The sequence below is a fragment of the Paenibacillus sp. FSL W7-1332 genome, assembly GCF_037969785.1.
In the GTDB taxonomy this organism is placed as follows: domain Bacteria; phylum Bacillota; class Bacilli; order Paenibacillales; family Paenibacillaceae; genus Paenibacillus_AQ.
This window is the reverse complement of record NZ_CP150209.1, coordinates 1685614-1701171: the sequence shown is the minus strand read 5'-3', so window position 1 is coordinate 1701171 and position 15558 is coordinate 1685614. Positions and strand designations below refer to the sequence as shown.

General features: G+C 49.8%; 16 protein-coding genes. 2 read left to right on the top strand and 14 right to left on the bottom strand.

The genetic code is table 11. The annotated features are described in order from the left end of the window. Positions 1-164 precede the first annotated feature (164 nt). The 4 genes from MKX98_RS07240 to erm all read right to left on the bottom strand — a co-directional run bounded on the left by MKX98_RS07240 (position 165) and on the right by erm (position 2673). On the bottom strand, positions 165-842 hold the full coding sequence (locus tag MKX98_RS07240; protein WP_339222329.1) for a CPBP family intramembrane glutamic endopeptidase: 678 nt from the start codon (positions 840-842) through the stop codon (positions 165-167). A gap of 142 nt (positions 843-984) precedes the next feature. Continuing rightward, entirely contained in the window at positions 985-1305 is a 321-nt protein-coding gene (locus MKX98_RS07235) for a thioredoxin family protein (RefSeq protein ID WP_113058574.1), read from the bottom strand. Beyond that, positions 1302-1679: a MerR family transcriptional regulator gene (locus MKX98_RS07230; protein ID WP_071223574.1), complete on the bottom strand. Its 378-nt coding sequence runs from the start codon at positions 1677-1679 to the stop codon at positions 1302-1304. Before MKX98_RS07230 ends, MKX98_RS07235 begins: the two co-directional genes overlap by 4 nt. A 127-nt stretch (positions 1680-1806) precedes the next feature. Further along, positions 1807-2673, bottom strand: coding sequence for a 23S ribosomal RNA methyltransferase Erm (erm, locus tag MKX98_RS07225; protein WP_339222326.1), 867 nt, complete (start codon positions 2671-2673; stop codon positions 1807-1809). 346 nt (positions 2674-3019) lie between these two features. On the opposite strand from erm, the gene MKX98_RS07220 reads away from it, so the two are divergent. After that, on the top strand, positions 3020-3448 hold the full coding sequence (locus MKX98_RS07220; RefSeq protein ID WP_220686258.1) for a GNAT family N-acetyltransferase: 429 nt from the start codon (positions 3020-3022) through the stop codon (positions 3446-3448). Positions 3449-3512: 64 nt separating this feature from the next. Here the strand turns inward: MKX98_RS07220 and MKX98_RS07215 are convergent, their stop codons facing one another. The 3 genes from MKX98_RS07215 to rlmD all read right to left on the bottom strand — a co-directional run bounded on the left by MKX98_RS07215 (position 3513) and on the right by rlmD (position 6964). After that, a complete protein-coding gene (locus tag MKX98_RS07215; protein WP_339222323.1) occupies positions 3513-4217 on the bottom strand; it encodes a DNA alkylation repair protein in 705 nt (234 codons plus the stop codon). A 204-nt stretch (positions 4218-4421) separates the two neighbouring features. Beyond that, a complete protein-coding gene (locus MKX98_RS07210; protein WP_220686259.1) occupies positions 4422-4997 on the bottom strand; it encodes a 50S ribosomal protein L25 in 576 nt (191 codons plus the stop codon). A 365-nt stretch (positions 4998-5362) separates the two neighbouring features. Continuing rightward, entirely contained in the window at positions 5363-6964 is a 1602-nt protein-coding gene (rlmD, locus tag MKX98_RS07205) for a 23S rRNA (uracil(1939)-C(5))-methyltransferase RlmD (RefSeq protein ID WP_339222321.1), read from the bottom strand. Positions 6965-7194: 230 nt separating this feature from the next. On the opposite strand from rlmD, the gene MKX98_RS07200 reads away from it, so the two are divergent. Further along, entirely contained in the window at positions 7195-7968 is a 774-nt protein-coding gene (locus MKX98_RS07200; RefSeq protein ID WP_071223634.1) for a sporulation protein, read from the top strand. 77 nt (positions 7969-8045) lie between these two features. Here MKX98_RS07200 and MKX98_RS07195 read toward each other — a convergent pair whose 3' ends face one another. The 7 genes from MKX98_RS07195 to MKX98_RS07165 form a co-directional block, all read right to left on the bottom strand. Next, positions 8046-8720 (bottom strand): GntR family transcriptional regulator, encoded by a 675-nt coding sequence (locus MKX98_RS07195; protein ID WP_194541333.1) that lies wholly within the window; start codon positions 8718-8720, stop codon positions 8046-8048. Positions 8721-8841: 121 nt separating this feature from the next. Next, the gene (locus tag MKX98_RS07190; RefSeq protein WP_339222317.1) at positions 8842-9642 is read right to left on the bottom strand and encodes a Nif3-like dinuclear metal center hexameric protein; all 801 of its coding nucleotides are present in this window, start codon (positions 9640-9642) and stop codon (positions 8842-8844) included. A gap of 110 nt (positions 9643-9752) precedes the next feature. After that, on the bottom strand, positions 9753-11378 hold the full coding sequence (locus MKX98_RS07185) for an extracellular solute-binding protein (protein WP_339222315.1): 1626 nt from the start codon (positions 11376-11378) through the stop codon (positions 9753-9755). A gap of 47 nt (positions 11379-11425) precedes the next feature. Beyond that, the gene (locus MKX98_RS07180; RefSeq protein ID WP_339222313.1) at positions 11426-12298 is read right to left on the bottom strand and encodes a carbohydrate ABC transporter permease; all 873 of its coding nucleotides are present in this window, start codon (positions 12296-12298) and stop codon (positions 11426-11428) included. Positions 12299-12311: 13 nt separating this feature from the next. After that, positions 12312-13277, bottom strand: coding sequence for an ABC transporter permease subunit (locus MKX98_RS07175; protein WP_339222311.1), 966 nt, complete (start codon positions 13275-13277; stop codon positions 12312-12314). Positions 13278-13819: 542 nt separating this feature from the next. Continuing rightward, positions 13820-14821: a hypothetical protein gene (locus tag MKX98_RS07170; RefSeq protein WP_220687500.1), complete on the bottom strand. Its 1002-nt coding sequence runs from the start codon at positions 14819-14821 to the stop codon at positions 13820-13822. A 61-nt stretch (positions 14822-14882) separates the two neighbouring features. Further along, positions 14883-15425, bottom strand: coding sequence for a sigma-70 family RNA polymerase sigma factor (locus MKX98_RS07165; RefSeq protein ID WP_220686264.1), 543 nt, complete (start codon positions 15423-15425; stop codon positions 14883-14885). Positions 15426-15558 lie beyond the last annotated feature (133 nt).

Below are 15558 nucleotides of genomic sequence, written 5' to 3'. Positions count from 1 at the left end.
TCCCTAGATGGTGTCTGTCCAGCATGGTCTGGAGCTGCTCATCCGTTACATGACCGATGGGGTTGGTTGAGAAAAAGATTTCTGTTGTCAGTTAAAACGCCTCCCTAAAATTTTCCACTGCCTTGCAAGGCGTATATTTATCCGCAAACAAATCTAATCCTTCATCAGATGATCCCAAACAGCATAAATCCGATGGTGTTAATGGCAAGATTGGCAAACATATGGACCATCCAAGATGCGTAAATATTGCCGCTACGCTCATTCAACCAGTTAAACAGTAGGGCCGCGACAACCAGACCGGCGATTAATAAGAGGAATAGCCCTACCGAGAACCAGCCGGACATCATCGCAATATGATACACGGCAAAGGCCCCTGCACTGAATAGATAAGCAAACCGTCGTCCGACCTGCTCCTTCAGCGTAAAAAAAGCAAAACCCCGGAAAAAGAACTCCTCCAGCAGTGAATTCGCAATCGATATGTAAAGGGCTACAAACACAAAATTGCCTGCGTTTACCCCCAAGTTTTCCTGTAAGGCTCCTGTTACGTTGGTGAAATCAAATAAAGGACTCAACAAAAAATATCCGCCGAGTATGATCGTGAATACGCCGAATCCCAGCAGCAAGGACATCAGGAGGCATTTTCTCTCGAAGGTGAACAACCTCCGAAACGATACCCCGCCGGCGATCACGGCGTAACCAATCGGTAATGTCAGAAACAGGATGATCTTGATGGCGGATTTTACGGCATAATCCGGACGGATCACCGCGTCTACCAAGCTCATGGCAAGACAGCTTAGTACGATGATAGTCAGAAGAGATATGATTTTCCTTCTTGATCTCATGAAAGTATCTCCTTCGGCAGCGAATTACGGTTGCTATATAAGAATTCGATACACGGCGTATAATGCCCTCTTCCTCAATAGAAAACGCCTCTGTGTCATCAAACAACAGAGGCGTTTTCGCTCAATCAATCTATATTCGATTCTATGAGACATAACGGCCTAGCGCCGCTTGGTACACACTCTTAGGTCGAAGTCCAATCAGTTTGTCTGCCGGTTCTCCGTTATGAAACACGATCACCGTCGGCATGGACATAATACCGAATTGAGCGGCAAGCTCCGGGGATTCGTCACAATCCACCTGATAGACATCCAGGCGACCCGCTTCTTCCTGACTCAGCTCTTCCAGAATGGGTAGCAGCACCTTGCACGGCGGGCACCATGTGGCTCCAAATTCAACCAGAGTGACTCCATTCTGTTTAATCGCGTCTTGAAAGCTGGCTGCATCTATTCGTGGTAAACTCATTTGCATTCCTCCGCTTCTTCCGATTCTCGTTCCTCCAGAATCGATTGCATGCGTTCCTCCAGATTCATCTTGATATGGTTCAGCTGGTGGATTTGCGCATCGATCTCTGCAATTTTTTGACGAAAAATCGGAAACACTTCCGCGCAAAACGCCTCTTTATTTTTCAAGACGCAATGCAGGAAACCCGCGATCTGCTCGGTGGACAATCCCAGATTCAAATATAACTGGATGGTACGCACCTGTTCTTCTGCGAGAATCGAATACTCCCGGTACCCGTTCTCGTTGCGAACCGGCATAAGCAATCCTTGCTGTTCGTAGTATCGAAGCGAACGGATGCTGACGCCTGTACGGGCTGCAAGTTCTCCGATTTTCATGCTTTTTCGCCTCCTGGATGAACGATTCGATTTCATTGTAAACCCTGACACTAGTGTCAGGGTCAAGCGAATTCTGCGAATATTTATAAATGATCGTGTTAGAAACGACGGATATCCCCATCGAATGTTATTCTCTTTTGTTGGATTTGCCTTTCAAGCTTGCGGAAAATTTGGGCCAACGATTCGACGGCACATGCTGGAGCATCGTATGGAATACAGTCCCCCACTGCTCTTCGTTCAGCCTCCCGATGGGGAGCTCCCGATCCACCCCCAGCATTCGGACCAGCTTCGTAATCTGAGGAGGCGTGAACACGCCCGCCAGAGACGCGAATAACGGCAGCCTCGGGTCCCGCAATCCGTAGGCTGCCAGCGCTCTAAACTTCGGTTGATGCTGCGTGGCAATGAGCGGCTGTTTCCTCCGGTTGATGGCTAGAATAGCGGAATCCACTTTGGGAGGCGGCGCAAAATGTTGAGGCGATACGGTCCGCACGAGCCGCATGTCATAATGCATCCTCCAGCTTAAGATACGCGGATCTCGAACCGGAACTGCCGTAAAACGTTTGGCTGCCCCCTTCTCCACAAGCAGTACGGCTCGCTGCAGCGGCACGCCGGGATGATCCAGCAGCTTCGCCATGATCGCTGTGGTGATCGAATACGGAATATTCGCCACGACGGCAAACGGACTTTTCGGAAGAGGAACCTCCAGGAAATCCGACGGCTTAACGCGAATGTTGCTGCCATCTTTTATCTTGCTGAACAGTTTATCAATAAACGCCGGATCTGTCTCGATCGCGAGCACTTGTGCCGCCTTCTCTGCCAGCGGAAAGGTTAATGCCCCTGTCCCCGCTCCGATATCGAGCACGGTATCGGTGGATTGAATCCGGGCCAAATCGATCATATCATGAATCAGCCGTTTGCTGATTAATAAATGCTGAGCGGAAAAGTTAGAAGGTTTCTTCAGTTTTTTCCGACTATTTTTATTATGTTTAAACACAAAAAAGCACCTCATTCATTCGTATAGTAATGAAAAAGGCACAGCACAAATAATCCTTCGCATTTTTACATGAAAATGGACGGATTTAGATGTTCTGTACCATCATTAACGAATACGTATGAATGCGATGCAACACATGTAAGGACAATCCTCCCTTAGATGAAGCGGATCAAATAACAACCTCAGTATAGCATAGGCATCCCGTTGCCTCACGGGTACATTCTTTTAAAAAGATTTTTTACCGCCGATCCACTCGAAAGCTATGATATCTTGAGAAGGATAGGAATAAACCGATTTCGTATCCTACACATACCACAGATCTGGCATACCAGAAGGAGCAAACCTTATGCAAATTTATTTTACTAATGAAACTGCAGAATCAAACAGCGCCGACATAAATTACGTAAGGAACCAAATGATTAAGTATAATCTCAAGCATTTCCCAGACGACTTAAAGGGCCGTTATGAGGAAGTAAACCTATTGTTGAGGAATGCGGACGGTCAGATTTTGGGAGGAATTGTGGGGGAAATATGCTGGAACTGGCTGGAGATCCACTACTTGTTCGTGGATGAAGCTTTCCGTAAATCGGGGTACGGCGCCAAGCTGTTAAACGAGGCGGAAAAAATAGCGAAAGAGAAACAATGCGAGTTTGTTAAATTGGATACATTGAGCTTCCAAGCCTTGGATTTTTACATCAAGCAGGGGTATGAGGTATATGGCCAGATCGAGAATGCCGGACGGCATACGCATTACTATATGAAAAAGGATATTTAAAAGAAGGCAGCAAAACACCGCCTTCTTTAGGTCTTCCATCAAATCCGCCGATTAAAAACATGGTTTAACATCTCACATACTTGCGTTTAAAACCTAGTTTCCCTCTCTCGACTTCTTTCCTAATATTTTCGGAAGCGTTCAGGAACTTGCTCTTATTGTCCCGCTTCATTTCTACCGGTCCTACGGCCTTTGCGGTCTCAACCGCCTTATCATGAAGCGGCAAATAGGAGATGGCTGCAGTGTACATGAAATTATTCATTGCGGATTTCGTTCGGTCCGGAGACTCGTGAATGGTCTTTTCCACCAGTTCGAGCATGGCCGAGATTTTGCTCTCCGGGAACTCACGATCCGGTCTGCTGCCGAGCAGCCAGCAGTAACAGCTCCACCCCGCCGACATTCTGAGCTCTTCGCCGCTTGCGATCCATTGATCGGCAATGTCTTGCGCAATATCTGCCTCTGCCAACGTTACGGCAACCACATAATCGGACAGCATATAAAAATAGGCCGCATCCATCCAGCGATTATAATCCGCTGCCGTCATCGCTTTAGGGTCTGCAATGATGCCGGCAAAGTACATGGCGTCGTAGTTCCCGGTGGCATAAAGCTGCTCAGCCAGTTGCTGATTGATTTTAATTTTCTTGGCCATCGGCTTCATGGCACCTGTCGCCACGCCAAAGAGCGGTTCACGCGCCCCATTGGACAGATACATTTTCTTGAGCCGTTCCTTGCCTAGCGCTTCAAGCTCCGCCATAACGGATTCTGCATTCATGGTTCGACACTTCCTTCATTGGCTTAGTATGCAGCTGCCGAATAAGCGACAGACCGCAGTTCACATGACTTGAGTGTACAATAATAATGACGGACAAGCCTAGTCTCACTTGATGGAAAGTTCCGGATTCTGATCAAATTTTACGCAAAAAACCGGCGATCGCTTCCCGATGGAGTATCGGGAAGTAATCGCCGGCAGCAGAAATTACATAGCCTCCGGTTGCTCCGACTGGACTTTCGGTGTCACCACCGACACGAGCAGTTCGTTTGCCGAAGAGATCAGCACGACCCCGTCGGGCAGTTTAAGATCCCCGACGTGTAAGGAATTCCCGATATCCAGTTCGCTGATATCAACTGGAATGATGGCAGGAATACGGTCAGGGAAAGACTCAATCTCGATGAACGTGCTTTGAATTTGGACGACGCCTCCAAGTTTGGCTCCCTTGGCGGCGCCGATGTAATCGAGATTTACTCTCGTCCGAACAACTTCATTTATATTGATGCGCAAAAAGTCGACATGAATGTATTCACGAGTAATTGGATCACGCTGAACGGACTCCAGCAAAACCGCAAGCGGCTCCCGATCGTCAAAATGGAGCTCAAGGATTCCTCCCTTGCCGTTCCTTGCCCATTTGCCGAATTCTTTGGTGGACAGTTGAATCATCATATTGTTTTCCCCTGTGCCAAATACAACCGCCGGAATTCGTCCCGAAAGACGAAGCTGCTTAAGTCCAGTTTTGTTCATCGCGGCGCGCGTTTCTGCTCGTAAATTTACTCTCATCTCAACAACACTCCTCAGATTATCGTTATTTGGGTGCACTCTCCATCGATCGTCCATAATGAACTACGGATTTCTCCCCCCGTAGCGGGGAAATCAGGAGCACCATTGCATCACCTCCAGATAGACATTTAATGTAAAACGGCTATAAATATGCGAGAAGGCACCTCGTCCCAAGGGAACGAAATGCCTAATTACTTGCTACCATATCATAGAAAATGAGTGTTGTCGACCGAAGCGGACTGGAATTGGTCAATATTCACTACAAACGGTCTTGTTCCATAATCTTGTAATGTGATGTCTCAAGTGTCCTGCTATAACAATGAAAAAAGAGGGGCTCTTTCGCCCCTCTTTGCAATATCTCCGCTTTAATTGTCTTTCCTGATCAACAGCGTTACCGCCTCCACATGGCTTGTCTGCGGGAACATGTCGACCGGCTGCACCCAATCGAGCTCATAACCGCCGTCAAGCAGCACCTTGCAATCTTTCGCCAAGGTCGAGGGATTGCAGGATACGTATACAAACCGCTTCGGCTTGGTGCGGAGCACCGTCTCCAGGAAGCGCGAGTCCAGGCCGGTACGCGGCGGGTCGGCAATGATGACGTCCGGCTTCATACCCTCCTTGACCCAGCGCGGCAGCAGTTCCTCTGCCTGACCGACGTGAAAGCTCGCATTAGCCCGTCCGTTTCGCTGCGCATTGGCCTTGGCATCCTCGACGGCTTCGGGGATCGTCTCGATCCCGCGCACCTCCTGGGCATAAGGCGCAAGCCACAGGCCGATCGTGCCCGTTCCGCAGTAGGCGTCGATGACGGTTTCCTTCCCCGTCAATCCGGCTGCCCCCCGGACCGACTCATACAGCTTGACCGTCTGCTGCGGATTCAGCTGGAAGAACGCTCTGGGCGACAGCGAGAATTGCAGGTCACTCAGCGATTCCTGCATGCTCTCGGCTCCCCACAGCGAGATTGTCCGGTCTCCGAAGATGAGTGAGGTTTTCTTGGGGTTAATATTGAGTGAAATCCCGCTCACCTCCGGAATGGTAAGGCGCAGCATGCGAACGAGATCATCCTGCCTTGGCAGCTTGCTTCCGGCCGTCACCAGCGTCACCTGAAGCTCCCCGGATTGGAAGCCGTGACGAACCACAATCGTCCGAACGCCGTCCTTGTTTCCATTCTCCTTGTGCAGCGGAATCCGCAACTCTTCGAGGACGGATTTGACCTTCTCCACCGCTTCATTCACCTTCGGATGCTGAATCGGGCAGCCGCTAATGTCCACAATCGTATGGCTGTCCGCTTCATAGAGCCCTGCGATCACTTCGTGGCCCTTCCGTTTCAGCTGCAGCTGCGCTTTGTTCCGGTAATTCCATGGGTGCTCCATGCCGAGGATCGGCTTAAACTTCACATCGTCCCGTCCTGCATACCGGCTGAACGCCTCACGCACAATATCCGTCTTAGCCTGCAGTTGTCCCTCATAGGAGATATGCTGAATTTGGCAGCCGCCGCAGATGCCGAATACCGGACAAGGAGGTTCTATCCGGTAAGGCGATCGCTTCTCCACTTCTACCAGCTGTGCCTTGATAAATTTAGGCTGGACCTCTTTCACCTCGGCTTTGACAACTTCGTTCGTGATCGCTCCGTCAATAAACACCGCCTTGCGGCGGTAATAACCGACCCCTTCGCCGTTAATGCCAAGCCGTTTGATCGTAACGACAATAATGTCGCCTGCTTGCAGCTCATCTGCGTGCTCACGTCCGGATGAAGGCCGTGGCCCGCGTACTCCTTGCTTATATTTATCGGACGGTTTCGCCTTCGAATACGATGAAGCCGATAACGAATCCTTGTTCTTCCTATGTTCGCGCTTAAAAGCCGGCTTGGCCCCTGTTTGGTTCGCAGCCGCCTTATCACCCGGCTTCTTTCCGTATGCCGTTGATTTGTTATTTTTGGTTCCTTGTCCGGAACGTTGTTGTTCGCTCATGCCTTGAATGCTCCATCCTTAATGGTATCGTGTCCAATATACCATGCCGAACCTGCGAATGCTAACGGGCTGTACTCTTTTTCCTGATTTCATGGCTATTCTTCAGCTTCCAGGGAGTCAATATCTTCACTACGTAAACTGCAAAAAAATATTTTTGCAATTCGGAAACCAGAGGCAATCTTCCAGCGTATAATTCCATTATCATACATTCTCTTATGGAGGTATCTTTTATGTCGTTTTTTAACAAAATGCTAGCCAGTGTAGGAATTGGAGCAGCCCAGATCGATACGCATCTCGAAAAATCCTCCTATTATCCAGGTGAAGAAGTACGCGGCGTCATTCACATTAAAGGAGGAAACGTAGAGCAGACGGTCGACCGTATTTACTTGAAAGTGATGACGGAATACACCAGGGAAAGCGACGACAAGAAGTACATAGAATCCTATACCCTTGCCAAAATCAATGTCTCCAGCCGCCTCACGTTAAAGCCTGGCGATCAACAGGAAATACCATTCTCTTTTGCCCTGCCGCTGGAAACGCCGCTCACCATTTCGCGGCAGCCGGTATGGATCCATACCGGCCTTGATATCGACAATGCCATCGATCCGAAGGACCGTGATTTTATCGACGTTGAACCGGACGAAGGCGCATCCGTTGTTTTTGACGCCGTGGAAGAACTTGGCTTCAGCTTCAAAATGGCCACATGTGAATATCACCCGAGATTAGGCCAGGGCGTTCCTTTTGTGCAAGAAATTGAATTTTATCCTGGCTCCTCTTATGCCGGCCATATCAAAGAGCTTGAATTGATTCTGTATCCGGAGCAGGAAGGGATTTCCGTCCTGGTCGAAGTCGACCGCAGAGGCAGAGGGGTATCGGGCTGGCTCCAGCGATCCCTTGATATGGATGAACAGCACTCCTGGGTTACCCTGGATCAACAGGATCTGGAGCAAGGACCATCTCATGTGGCTCAAATTCTTGACGGTGTTATCCGCAGATCGATCTAATGAAAAAAATGGCCCGCAAGGCTGGTCACTTGATCCCAAGTGACTCTCCTGCGGGTCATTATTTTTAATAAAGCTTGTTAAATAAAATAATGCGGATACTTCTCGCGTAAAATATCCTGCTCCACAACGACAAGACGCAGATGGCGCTCCATTACGTTCATGGCCTGCTCCGCTTGTTTATTAACGATCAGTTGATACATTTCCTTATGCTGCGAGATAATATTCTCCCAGTTGGAGTCCTTCGACAGGCGAAGCAGCCGCAAGCGGTTGAAATGAATGTTCAGTTGCTGCAGCATCTTCCAGGTCCGTTCTTTGCCCGTACCCTCAAACAGAATTTGATGGAACTCCTCGTCCAGCTCAAACAGCTTATAGAAATTATGGTTTCCCGCGCATATGTCCTGAAGCGCAATATTGGTTTCCAGACGGAAACGGAACTCTTCGGGGAAAAATTCGCAGGCGAGCGCCACGATTTCCTTCTCGATCTTCTCCCTAATAAACCGGCCTTCCTCAACATGCTTGAGATTAATACGGGATACGATTGTCCCGCTTTGCGGAATAATGTCGAGCAGTTCCTCCTCGGCAAGCTTCATGAACGCTTCCCGGACCGGCGTTCGGCTGACGTTCAATTCATCCGCAATTTCCTTTTCCGAGATTTTCGTACCCGGCTCCAGCTCCAGATGGAATATCCGGTCTTTCAGCAGCTGATAGGAATACTCCCTGGTAGAGCCTTTAATCTTTTGCTCTGTTGACATATGTCGTTACCTCTTTCTCTTATGCTCAAGTGTTCTTTTTGCTTACGTTATAAGATTCGGCTGATCGCATCGCTTTCTATGCGGATGGCTCTTCCGATACCGCTTGAAGTTATTTCTCCCTCTATATTACCTGAATCAAGGGCACGGGCGGTATATAATGTACGGGAATCTGCGGAAAAAGCTCCCGGAGCAGCTTGGCCGCACAGGCCATACCGGGCTCCTCGCTGGCGGCATGACCAAGCAGAAGCATGGACGGGTTCCGGCCTTGAGCCACTGCATCGCCGATATATTCGGGTGTCTCCCATTCCGGGCCTTCGCCGGCGATAAGCAGATCCAGCCGCTCATTCACGCAGAGAGGAATGGCATGCGCGCCGCCGCCACGGTAGCCGACGGTTATGCCGATTCTGGAGCATATTCCGCTTCGATTCCCCACATAACGAAGATACGGAAGATTCAGTTTTCTTTTTATATCTTCTGCAATCTCCTGAACTGTCAGTTCTCCGGGCAGTGTGACTAGGGCAGCTGTAGGAAGGTACGTATCGATATAGGGCTCCCAGTCCAGTGCCTGAACCAATCCCTGTGTGATCATATCGGGAACATACCTGTGAGGCGCATCATGAAACCGGTAAATCGCCAGATTGCCGGATTGGATCAGATCTATTTTATCCTGGTGGACAGAACTCGCCTGCATCCCATCCACTCCATCCTCATGGTGGCTGTAAAAGATCCCCTCATGGGTGATCACAAGGTTAGCTCCCGCCTGTACGGCTCTCTGCAAAACCGAAAACGAGGCGGCGAACGTGACGGCGATGCCGTGAACGATGGCATCCGCGCTTCCGGCTACAACCCCGTCCACCGTGGATTCAAGGCGTCCCGCTGGTTCGGTTAATCGGTTGATTACGTCTTGAACGGTCACACTCAATTTAGAACAACCTCCTTGTCGTCAACAGTGCAGGATGGAACATCGCGACCGTCCGAACTTCCAAACAGGCTGCCTTTCCATAAAAAAACGGCAGCCTGTCGATCCGTTGGTTATTGTTGCTCTTTATATTTTTTATAAGTCTTATTCGCAATCTCCAGGTATTGTCCTACGCCCTGGCTATCCAGCTCCTTCACGAACTTGTCGTACTCGGCAAGATCGCGATCGCCCAGAATGAACTTCAGCGTGTTCTGATCCGTGTAGTCCTTCAGCGGCGTGCTCAAAAGCGTCACTCGCTCGCGTTCTTCGACCGAGTACGGAATCGGCGGCTCCGGCTTCACGACGGTTTTTGTTTCGCTCATGCTCTTCTGGAACTGCTGCTCTTCCTCGCTGAACATGGATTGAAGCAGCTCGGTCGTGCCGCCGTACGCAAACACGCCGCCCGAGAAGCCGTGCTCGATCCGCAGATCCTTCGTGCCCTTCGGATTCAATCCGTTGTAGTTAATGTCGTCCATCAGCTTGCGTACGCCGCCTTCCTTGGTATACGTTACGCCTTCGACGCCCCACTTCGTAAATTCCTGTCCCTCGTCGCTGTAATAGAGCCAGTCGATAAACTGCAGGATGGCTTTAAAATGCTCGCTCTCTTTCACTTTGGAAGTGATCATCACCCCGTTCTCGAGTCGGCTGCCGGACATCAGCTGGCCTGCCGGGCCGCCGGGAACCGTGATTTTGCTGATCGCATACTTGCCTTCGCCCAGCGTTTTGTCCATATCATTGCGATGCTGGACCACGGTCTGGGAGTTGCCGTTAATGATGAAGGATTTGCCGGTCACGAACTTTTGCACGGCCTGATCGTCATCCTGGGTAAAGCTCTCTTTGTCCAGCAGTCCTTCATCCACCAGCTTATGGAAGTAGGCCAACATGTCCTTATATTCATCCGTTGCCGCCGTGTACACAAATTCATCCGTATCTTCCTTATACGTAAGTCCGCTGCCGTAGCCCCATCCGCCTTTGGTGCCGAAGCCCGTAGCCGCGATGTTCAGCGTACTGTTGAATTTGAAGCGGTCGGAGAACGGCGTAACGTCCGGGTACTCCTGCTTCAACTGCTTCATGGCCGTATACAGCTCATCCCAGGTGGTCGGAATTGCGATGTTATGCTTTTCGAAAATATCCGTGCGCACGATCAGCGTATAGTCCGGCCACACCGCTTCATGGAGGCCCGGGAGCACATAATATTTTTTGTCCTCCTGGCGAAGCCCTTCCAGTTCGCTTTCCATGTCCCATTTCTCGATCTTGTCCTTGAAATTCGGCATCAGGTCAATGTAATCGCTGATCGGAAGAATCGCACCGGAAGCCACGAACGCGGATTCCTCCCCAGGGTAAGTCTTCGGAATGACCAGCGGCGCATCGCCGGAGCTGATCAGCAGACTGCGCTTTTGGCTGTAATCGCTCATCGGCACGATCGTCGGCTTCAAGGTCACGTTCGTCATTTCTTTTATTTTAGCAAAAAGCATCCAGTCCTGCTTGTAAGGATACGCCGGCTGGTCGCTGTAGAGGATGGACAGATCGAATGGCTCCGTCGCCTTGAACGTATCGCCTACGGCGTAGGTTTCCATCGCGCCCTTATCCTGGATTTCGGCCTCTTTGCCGCCTGTCTTGTCGGTACACGCCGCCAAGATCGCAACGATTAACGATAGCAATAAAGCTTTGCCGGCAAACGATCGATGACTCTTTTTCACTTTCTCATTCCCCCCATGATATCAATAAAATGTCCTTACGGATGGTCCTATTGCTTTACGGAGCCCAGCATGATGCCGGTTACGAAATAACGTTGCACGAACGGATAAATCGTCAATATCGGCAAAATGGTCAGCACCATGGTCACCGATTTGATATTGGCGGATATCTGTGTCAGGTTATCGGCCGAGGTAGCACCGGCGGAGGTCACGCCCGTTGCGCCCGCTATCATGTTGCGCAAATAGATCGTAACCGGGAAGAGCTCCTTCTGATCCAGGTACAGGAAAGCCGGAAACCAGGAGTTCCAGTGCCCGACGGCATAGAAGAGAACCATGGTCGCGATGACCGCTTTGCTTAAAGGAAGCACGATTCGGAACAGCATGCCATACGTGTTCAAGCCGTCAATGGCCGCGGCTTCCTCCAGCTCATCCGGCATATTTTCAAAAAAGGATTTCATGATGAGCATGTTATATATGCTGATGGCTCCCGGGATTACGATGGCCCAGATCGAGTTGCTGAAGCCCAGGCTGTTAATGAGCACATAGTTCGGGATCAGCCCCCCGTTGAAGAACATCGTGAACACGGCAAACATCGTCAGGAACTTGCGTCCTACCAGCCTTTTCTTGGACAGGGCGTAAGCAAAAATCGTCGTTAAGAACATCGATATCGCGGTGCCGACCACGCTGTACACGACGGTGTTTTTGTAATTCGTCCAGAACATGGCGTCTTTGGTGACGGTTTTGTAAGTATCGAGATTGAAGCCCCTCGGAATCAGGTTCACCTTCCCTGAATTGATGTACGACTCGCCGCTGAAGGATTGAGCGACCACGTTCAGGAAGGGATACAGCGTGATGAAGACAACGAACAGCAGAATGATGGCATTGCACACTTTGAACACCTTATAGGATCTTGACTCCTTCATAACCGCTCCCTCCTTACCATAAGCTTCGATCCGTTAGTCTTCGCGAGATCGCATTCACGGAGAATACCAATATAAGTCCGATTATGGATTCGAACAGTCCAATGGCCGTGGCATAACTGAAGTTGTTCGATACGAGACCAACCCGATACAGGTACGTCGATATCACATCGGCCGTCTCATATATAACCGGATTGTACAGCAGCAATATTTTCTCGAACCCTACCGCCAGGAATGCCCCCATGTTCAGGATCAGCAGCGTCACAATCGTCGGCAGGATGCCCGGAATCGTGACAAACAGCGTTTGCTTCCAGCGGTTGGCCCCGTCGATCCTTGCCGCCTCGTACAGCGATTCATCAATCGTCGTTAATGCGGCCAGATACAGGATCGCGCCCCAGCCCATGCCCTGCCAGATTTCCGACGAGATATAGATCGCCCGGAACCACTCGGCCCGCTGCATGAAATTGATTCGTTCCCCGTTAAAGAACTCCACGAGCGAGTTAACGGAGCCGTTGACCGACGTCAATTGCAGGATCATCCCGGCAACGATGACGATGGACAGAAAGTGCGGGAGATAAGAAGCCGTCTGAACGAATTTCTTGAATCGCCTGCTCTTCACCTCATTCAGCAGCAGCGCAAAGATGATGGGTACCGGAAACGTAAAGAGCAGGGATAGCGCACCGAGCAGCAGGGTATTCTTGAATACGTTCCAGAACGCCGGGTCATGGATAAACATGTTGAAATAGTGCAGTCCTACCCATTTCTCCCCATAGATGCTTCCTCCGGGCATAAATCGCCTGAAAGCGATCACGTTGCCAATCATCGGTCCATATTTAAAAATGAGCAGGTACATGACCGGCAAAATCAATAGGGAATACAGCTGCCAATCCTTCCGGACCAGGGCAGCGACGGTTTTAAGTTTGGATGGCTTCTTGGCCGCTTTCACGGCTAGCAAGGAATGATGCGCAACTTTTGGCTCCATCGACGTAATTCACTCCAATCCGTATGGCCTCTTCTCATACCTCTTTCGTCATGGAATATGGCCGTGTTTCATGATCCAGCTCCATTCAGTACTCACGAAGAAATCGCTTTCAATTATTGTGGCTATAAGCAGGTTGCAGCGTTACGGCAGGTAATATCCTCCCATATATTGATCCCCCCTTCAATATTAAGCGCTTACAATATTGGTTTTACCAATAGACTTCCGTATCTTGAACGTTATACCGACAAAGTGACCCAGCTGCCTCTTCCACCTATGTTGAGAGTCGCGTTTCACCATACTAGTATAACTAGTATGGTAGTTAGTTTCATTTTAATGGACGTTTTCTCCAATTTCAATACATTTTTTTCTCATGAATCATATTTCGGTCCGAAGCCTCAAAAAAACCGTAAGCGTATTTAGGCTATGGCCTGATGCGCTTACGGCTTTCGGATTCCATTCCTGCTGAGGTGTTGATCAAGTAAAAGGGCAGAAGTCATCACTTCTGCCCCTTGAGATTCCTCCTGCCACCTATATATCTATATTTACTTCAGCTTCGTCACGTTGCCGTCAATGCTGATGCTTTTGATGTCCACATCCCCCAGAAAAACGAGGTTGTTCTTGCTGTCCAAATTATACAGCCACTGAAACCCGCTCTTTGTGGTACTTGTCGAACTGGCATGAAGCATCAGTTCTGATCCGTCAGCGGCGATAACCTTAACCTCCGGCGTATACTCCGGCAGTTTATCCAGCTCACCATCGGTACGCTTGCCTTCGATAGCTACACCGATGGAAGAGACACTAATAGTACTGAGAGACAGTGCCTCCTCACCCTCATCGATCGCCAGATTCAGACTCTGCTCTCTCTGCTTCCCGGGAGAAATGGTGAATTGAACATCCCAAGGGCCTTCAACGGCTTGGGTGTTGTCCGCTGACGTGATTCGATCGGCTGTGATCCGTGCCTTAAGCCCGTCGAGGTCATTCATCGCATCCATCTCAAATACGCCGACAAGCTTTTTGTTATCCTCAAGAAGCTGCTGCCCCACCATATAACTCACATCATGTTCCGTTTTCAGTTCAAGTAGGGGGATCGAAACACCCTCGGGGAATGGCGTGCCATCCTCTTTCATGAAGCTGACCACCAAATAACCGCTGTTGCCGACATAAACCCCTTCTTCCACATTCATGGTTACCCCGGACGCGGTATCTGTCCCTTGTATAGGTGATCGTTCGTCTTCCGCAATGGACGCGGATTGACCGAAGAACTGCTTCAAGCTATCCATGTATTGGCTCGCAAATGCGGTCGTGCTAAGTATCATAATCATCGCGGCAGCGATAACGATACTGGCTTTATATTTTTTCACTTTCCTGTTTTTAAACATCATCGTTTCCTCCTCTTGAATACGGTTCATCGCTCGATTCTTGATGCGTTCCATACTGATTTGCTGTGTCAACTCGCGTTCCTCTTCCTCCGTAAGGAGAAGATTCTCCAGCTCCTGATTGTCGATATTGGCCATGATATCTACAATTCGCCGCTTCACTTGCATCCATCCCCTTTCGCTATCGATTCGAAGCTTCACTCCTATAGACACGGTCCTTATAGAAATCCTACGGATTCTCGGTTTCATAATGAATGCGCAGTTTGTCCTTTGCCCGGCGGATCCGGGCCGTGACGGCTTTCTCCTGCATATTCAGCCTGCTTGCAATATCTCGGACTTTCTCCAAATAGAAGTACCTGCGGATGAAGATTTCGCGATCCGGTTCCCCCATATCCTGGACCATGCCGCTAATCGCTTCCTTCTCCTGCCGCAGAATAGCCAATGCCTCTGCAGAAGGACAAGAAACCGCATCATCTTCCAATTCGGATTCAATGACCCGCTGTCTTTTTCGCAAAACATTCAAGGTATGATTACGCGCGGCTATGGCCAGATAAGGCTTGAGGCTATCTCCGCGCAGCATGATTTTGGGCCCGTCTGTCCACAGCTTGACCAGCACGTCCCCGGTGATTTCCTCCACATCGTAGGAATTAAACCGTCCACCGGCCACTTTAGCGACCACCGCGGCTATGTAGCGTGAATAGCGGTCAACCAATGTTTCAAAACATTGCGGATCTTTCTGCGCAAGCCCGTCCAACAATGTCCGATCCTCCATGGATCCTCCCCCCTTTATATCCATCTCTTTTGGTTGAACCAAGCCATAGATCCGGTGCTACTATATAAGACACCTTTAATTCCGGAAACCCTACACATCTTTCAAAAAAATGATCCTTTCGCCAGGCAAACTT

What these genes read in the sequence shown, in the direction of transcription:
- MKX98_RS07240 (WP_339222329.1), bottom strand. Translation starts at nt 842, where the DNA reads ATGAGATCAAGAAGGAAAATCATATCTCTTCTGACTATCATCGTACTA.
- MKX98_RS07235 (WP_113058574.1), bottom strand. Translation starts at nt 1,305, where the DNA reads ATGAGTTTACCACGAATAGATGCAGCCAGCTTTCAAGACGCGATTAAA.
- MKX98_RS07230 (WP_071223574.1), bottom strand. Translation starts at nt 1,679, where the DNA reads ATGAAAATCGGAGAACTTGCAGCCCGTACAGGCGTCAGCATCCGTTCG.
- MKX98_RS07220 (WP_220686258.1), top strand. Translation starts at nt 3,020, where the DNA reads ATGCAAATTTATTTTACTAATGAAACTGCAGAATCAAACAGCGCCGAC.
- MKX98_RS07215 (WP_339222323.1), bottom strand. Translation starts at nt 4,217, where the DNA reads ATGAATGCAGAATCCGTTATGGCGGAGCTTGAAGCGCTAGGCAAGGAA.
- MKX98_RS07210 (WP_220686259.1), bottom strand. Translation starts at nt 4,997, where the DNA reads ATGAGAGTAAATTTACGAGCAGAAACGCGCGCCGCGATGAACAAAACT.
- rlmD (WP_339222321.1), bottom strand. Translation starts at nt 6,964, where the DNA reads ATGAGCGAACAACAACGTTCCGGACAAGGAACCAAAAATAACAAATCA.
- MKX98_RS07200 (WP_071223634.1), top strand. Translation starts at nt 7,195, where the DNA reads ATGTCGTTTTTTAACAAAATGCTAGCCAGTGTAGGAATTGGAGCAGCC.
- MKX98_RS07195 (WP_194541333.1), bottom strand. Translation starts at nt 8,720, where the DNA reads ATGTCAACAGAGCAAAAGATTAAAGGCTCTACCAGGGAGTATTCCTAT.
- MKX98_RS07180 (WP_339222313.1), bottom strand. Translation starts at nt 12,298, where the DNA reads ATGAAGGAGTCAAGATCCTATAAGGTGTTCAAAGTGTGCAATGCCATC.
- MKX98_RS07175 (WP_339222311.1), bottom strand. Translation starts at nt 13,277, where the DNA reads ATGGAGCCAAAAGTTGCGCATCATTCCTTGCTAGCCGTGAAAGCGGCC.
- MKX98_RS07170 (WP_220687500.1), bottom strand. Translation starts at nt 14,821, where the DNA reads ATGCAAGTGAAGCGGCGAATTGTAGATATCATGGCCAATATCGACAAT.
- MKX98_RS07165 (WP_220686264.1), bottom strand. Translation starts at nt 15,425, where the DNA reads ATGGAGGATCGGACATTGTTGGACGGGCTTGCGCAGAAAGATCCGCAA.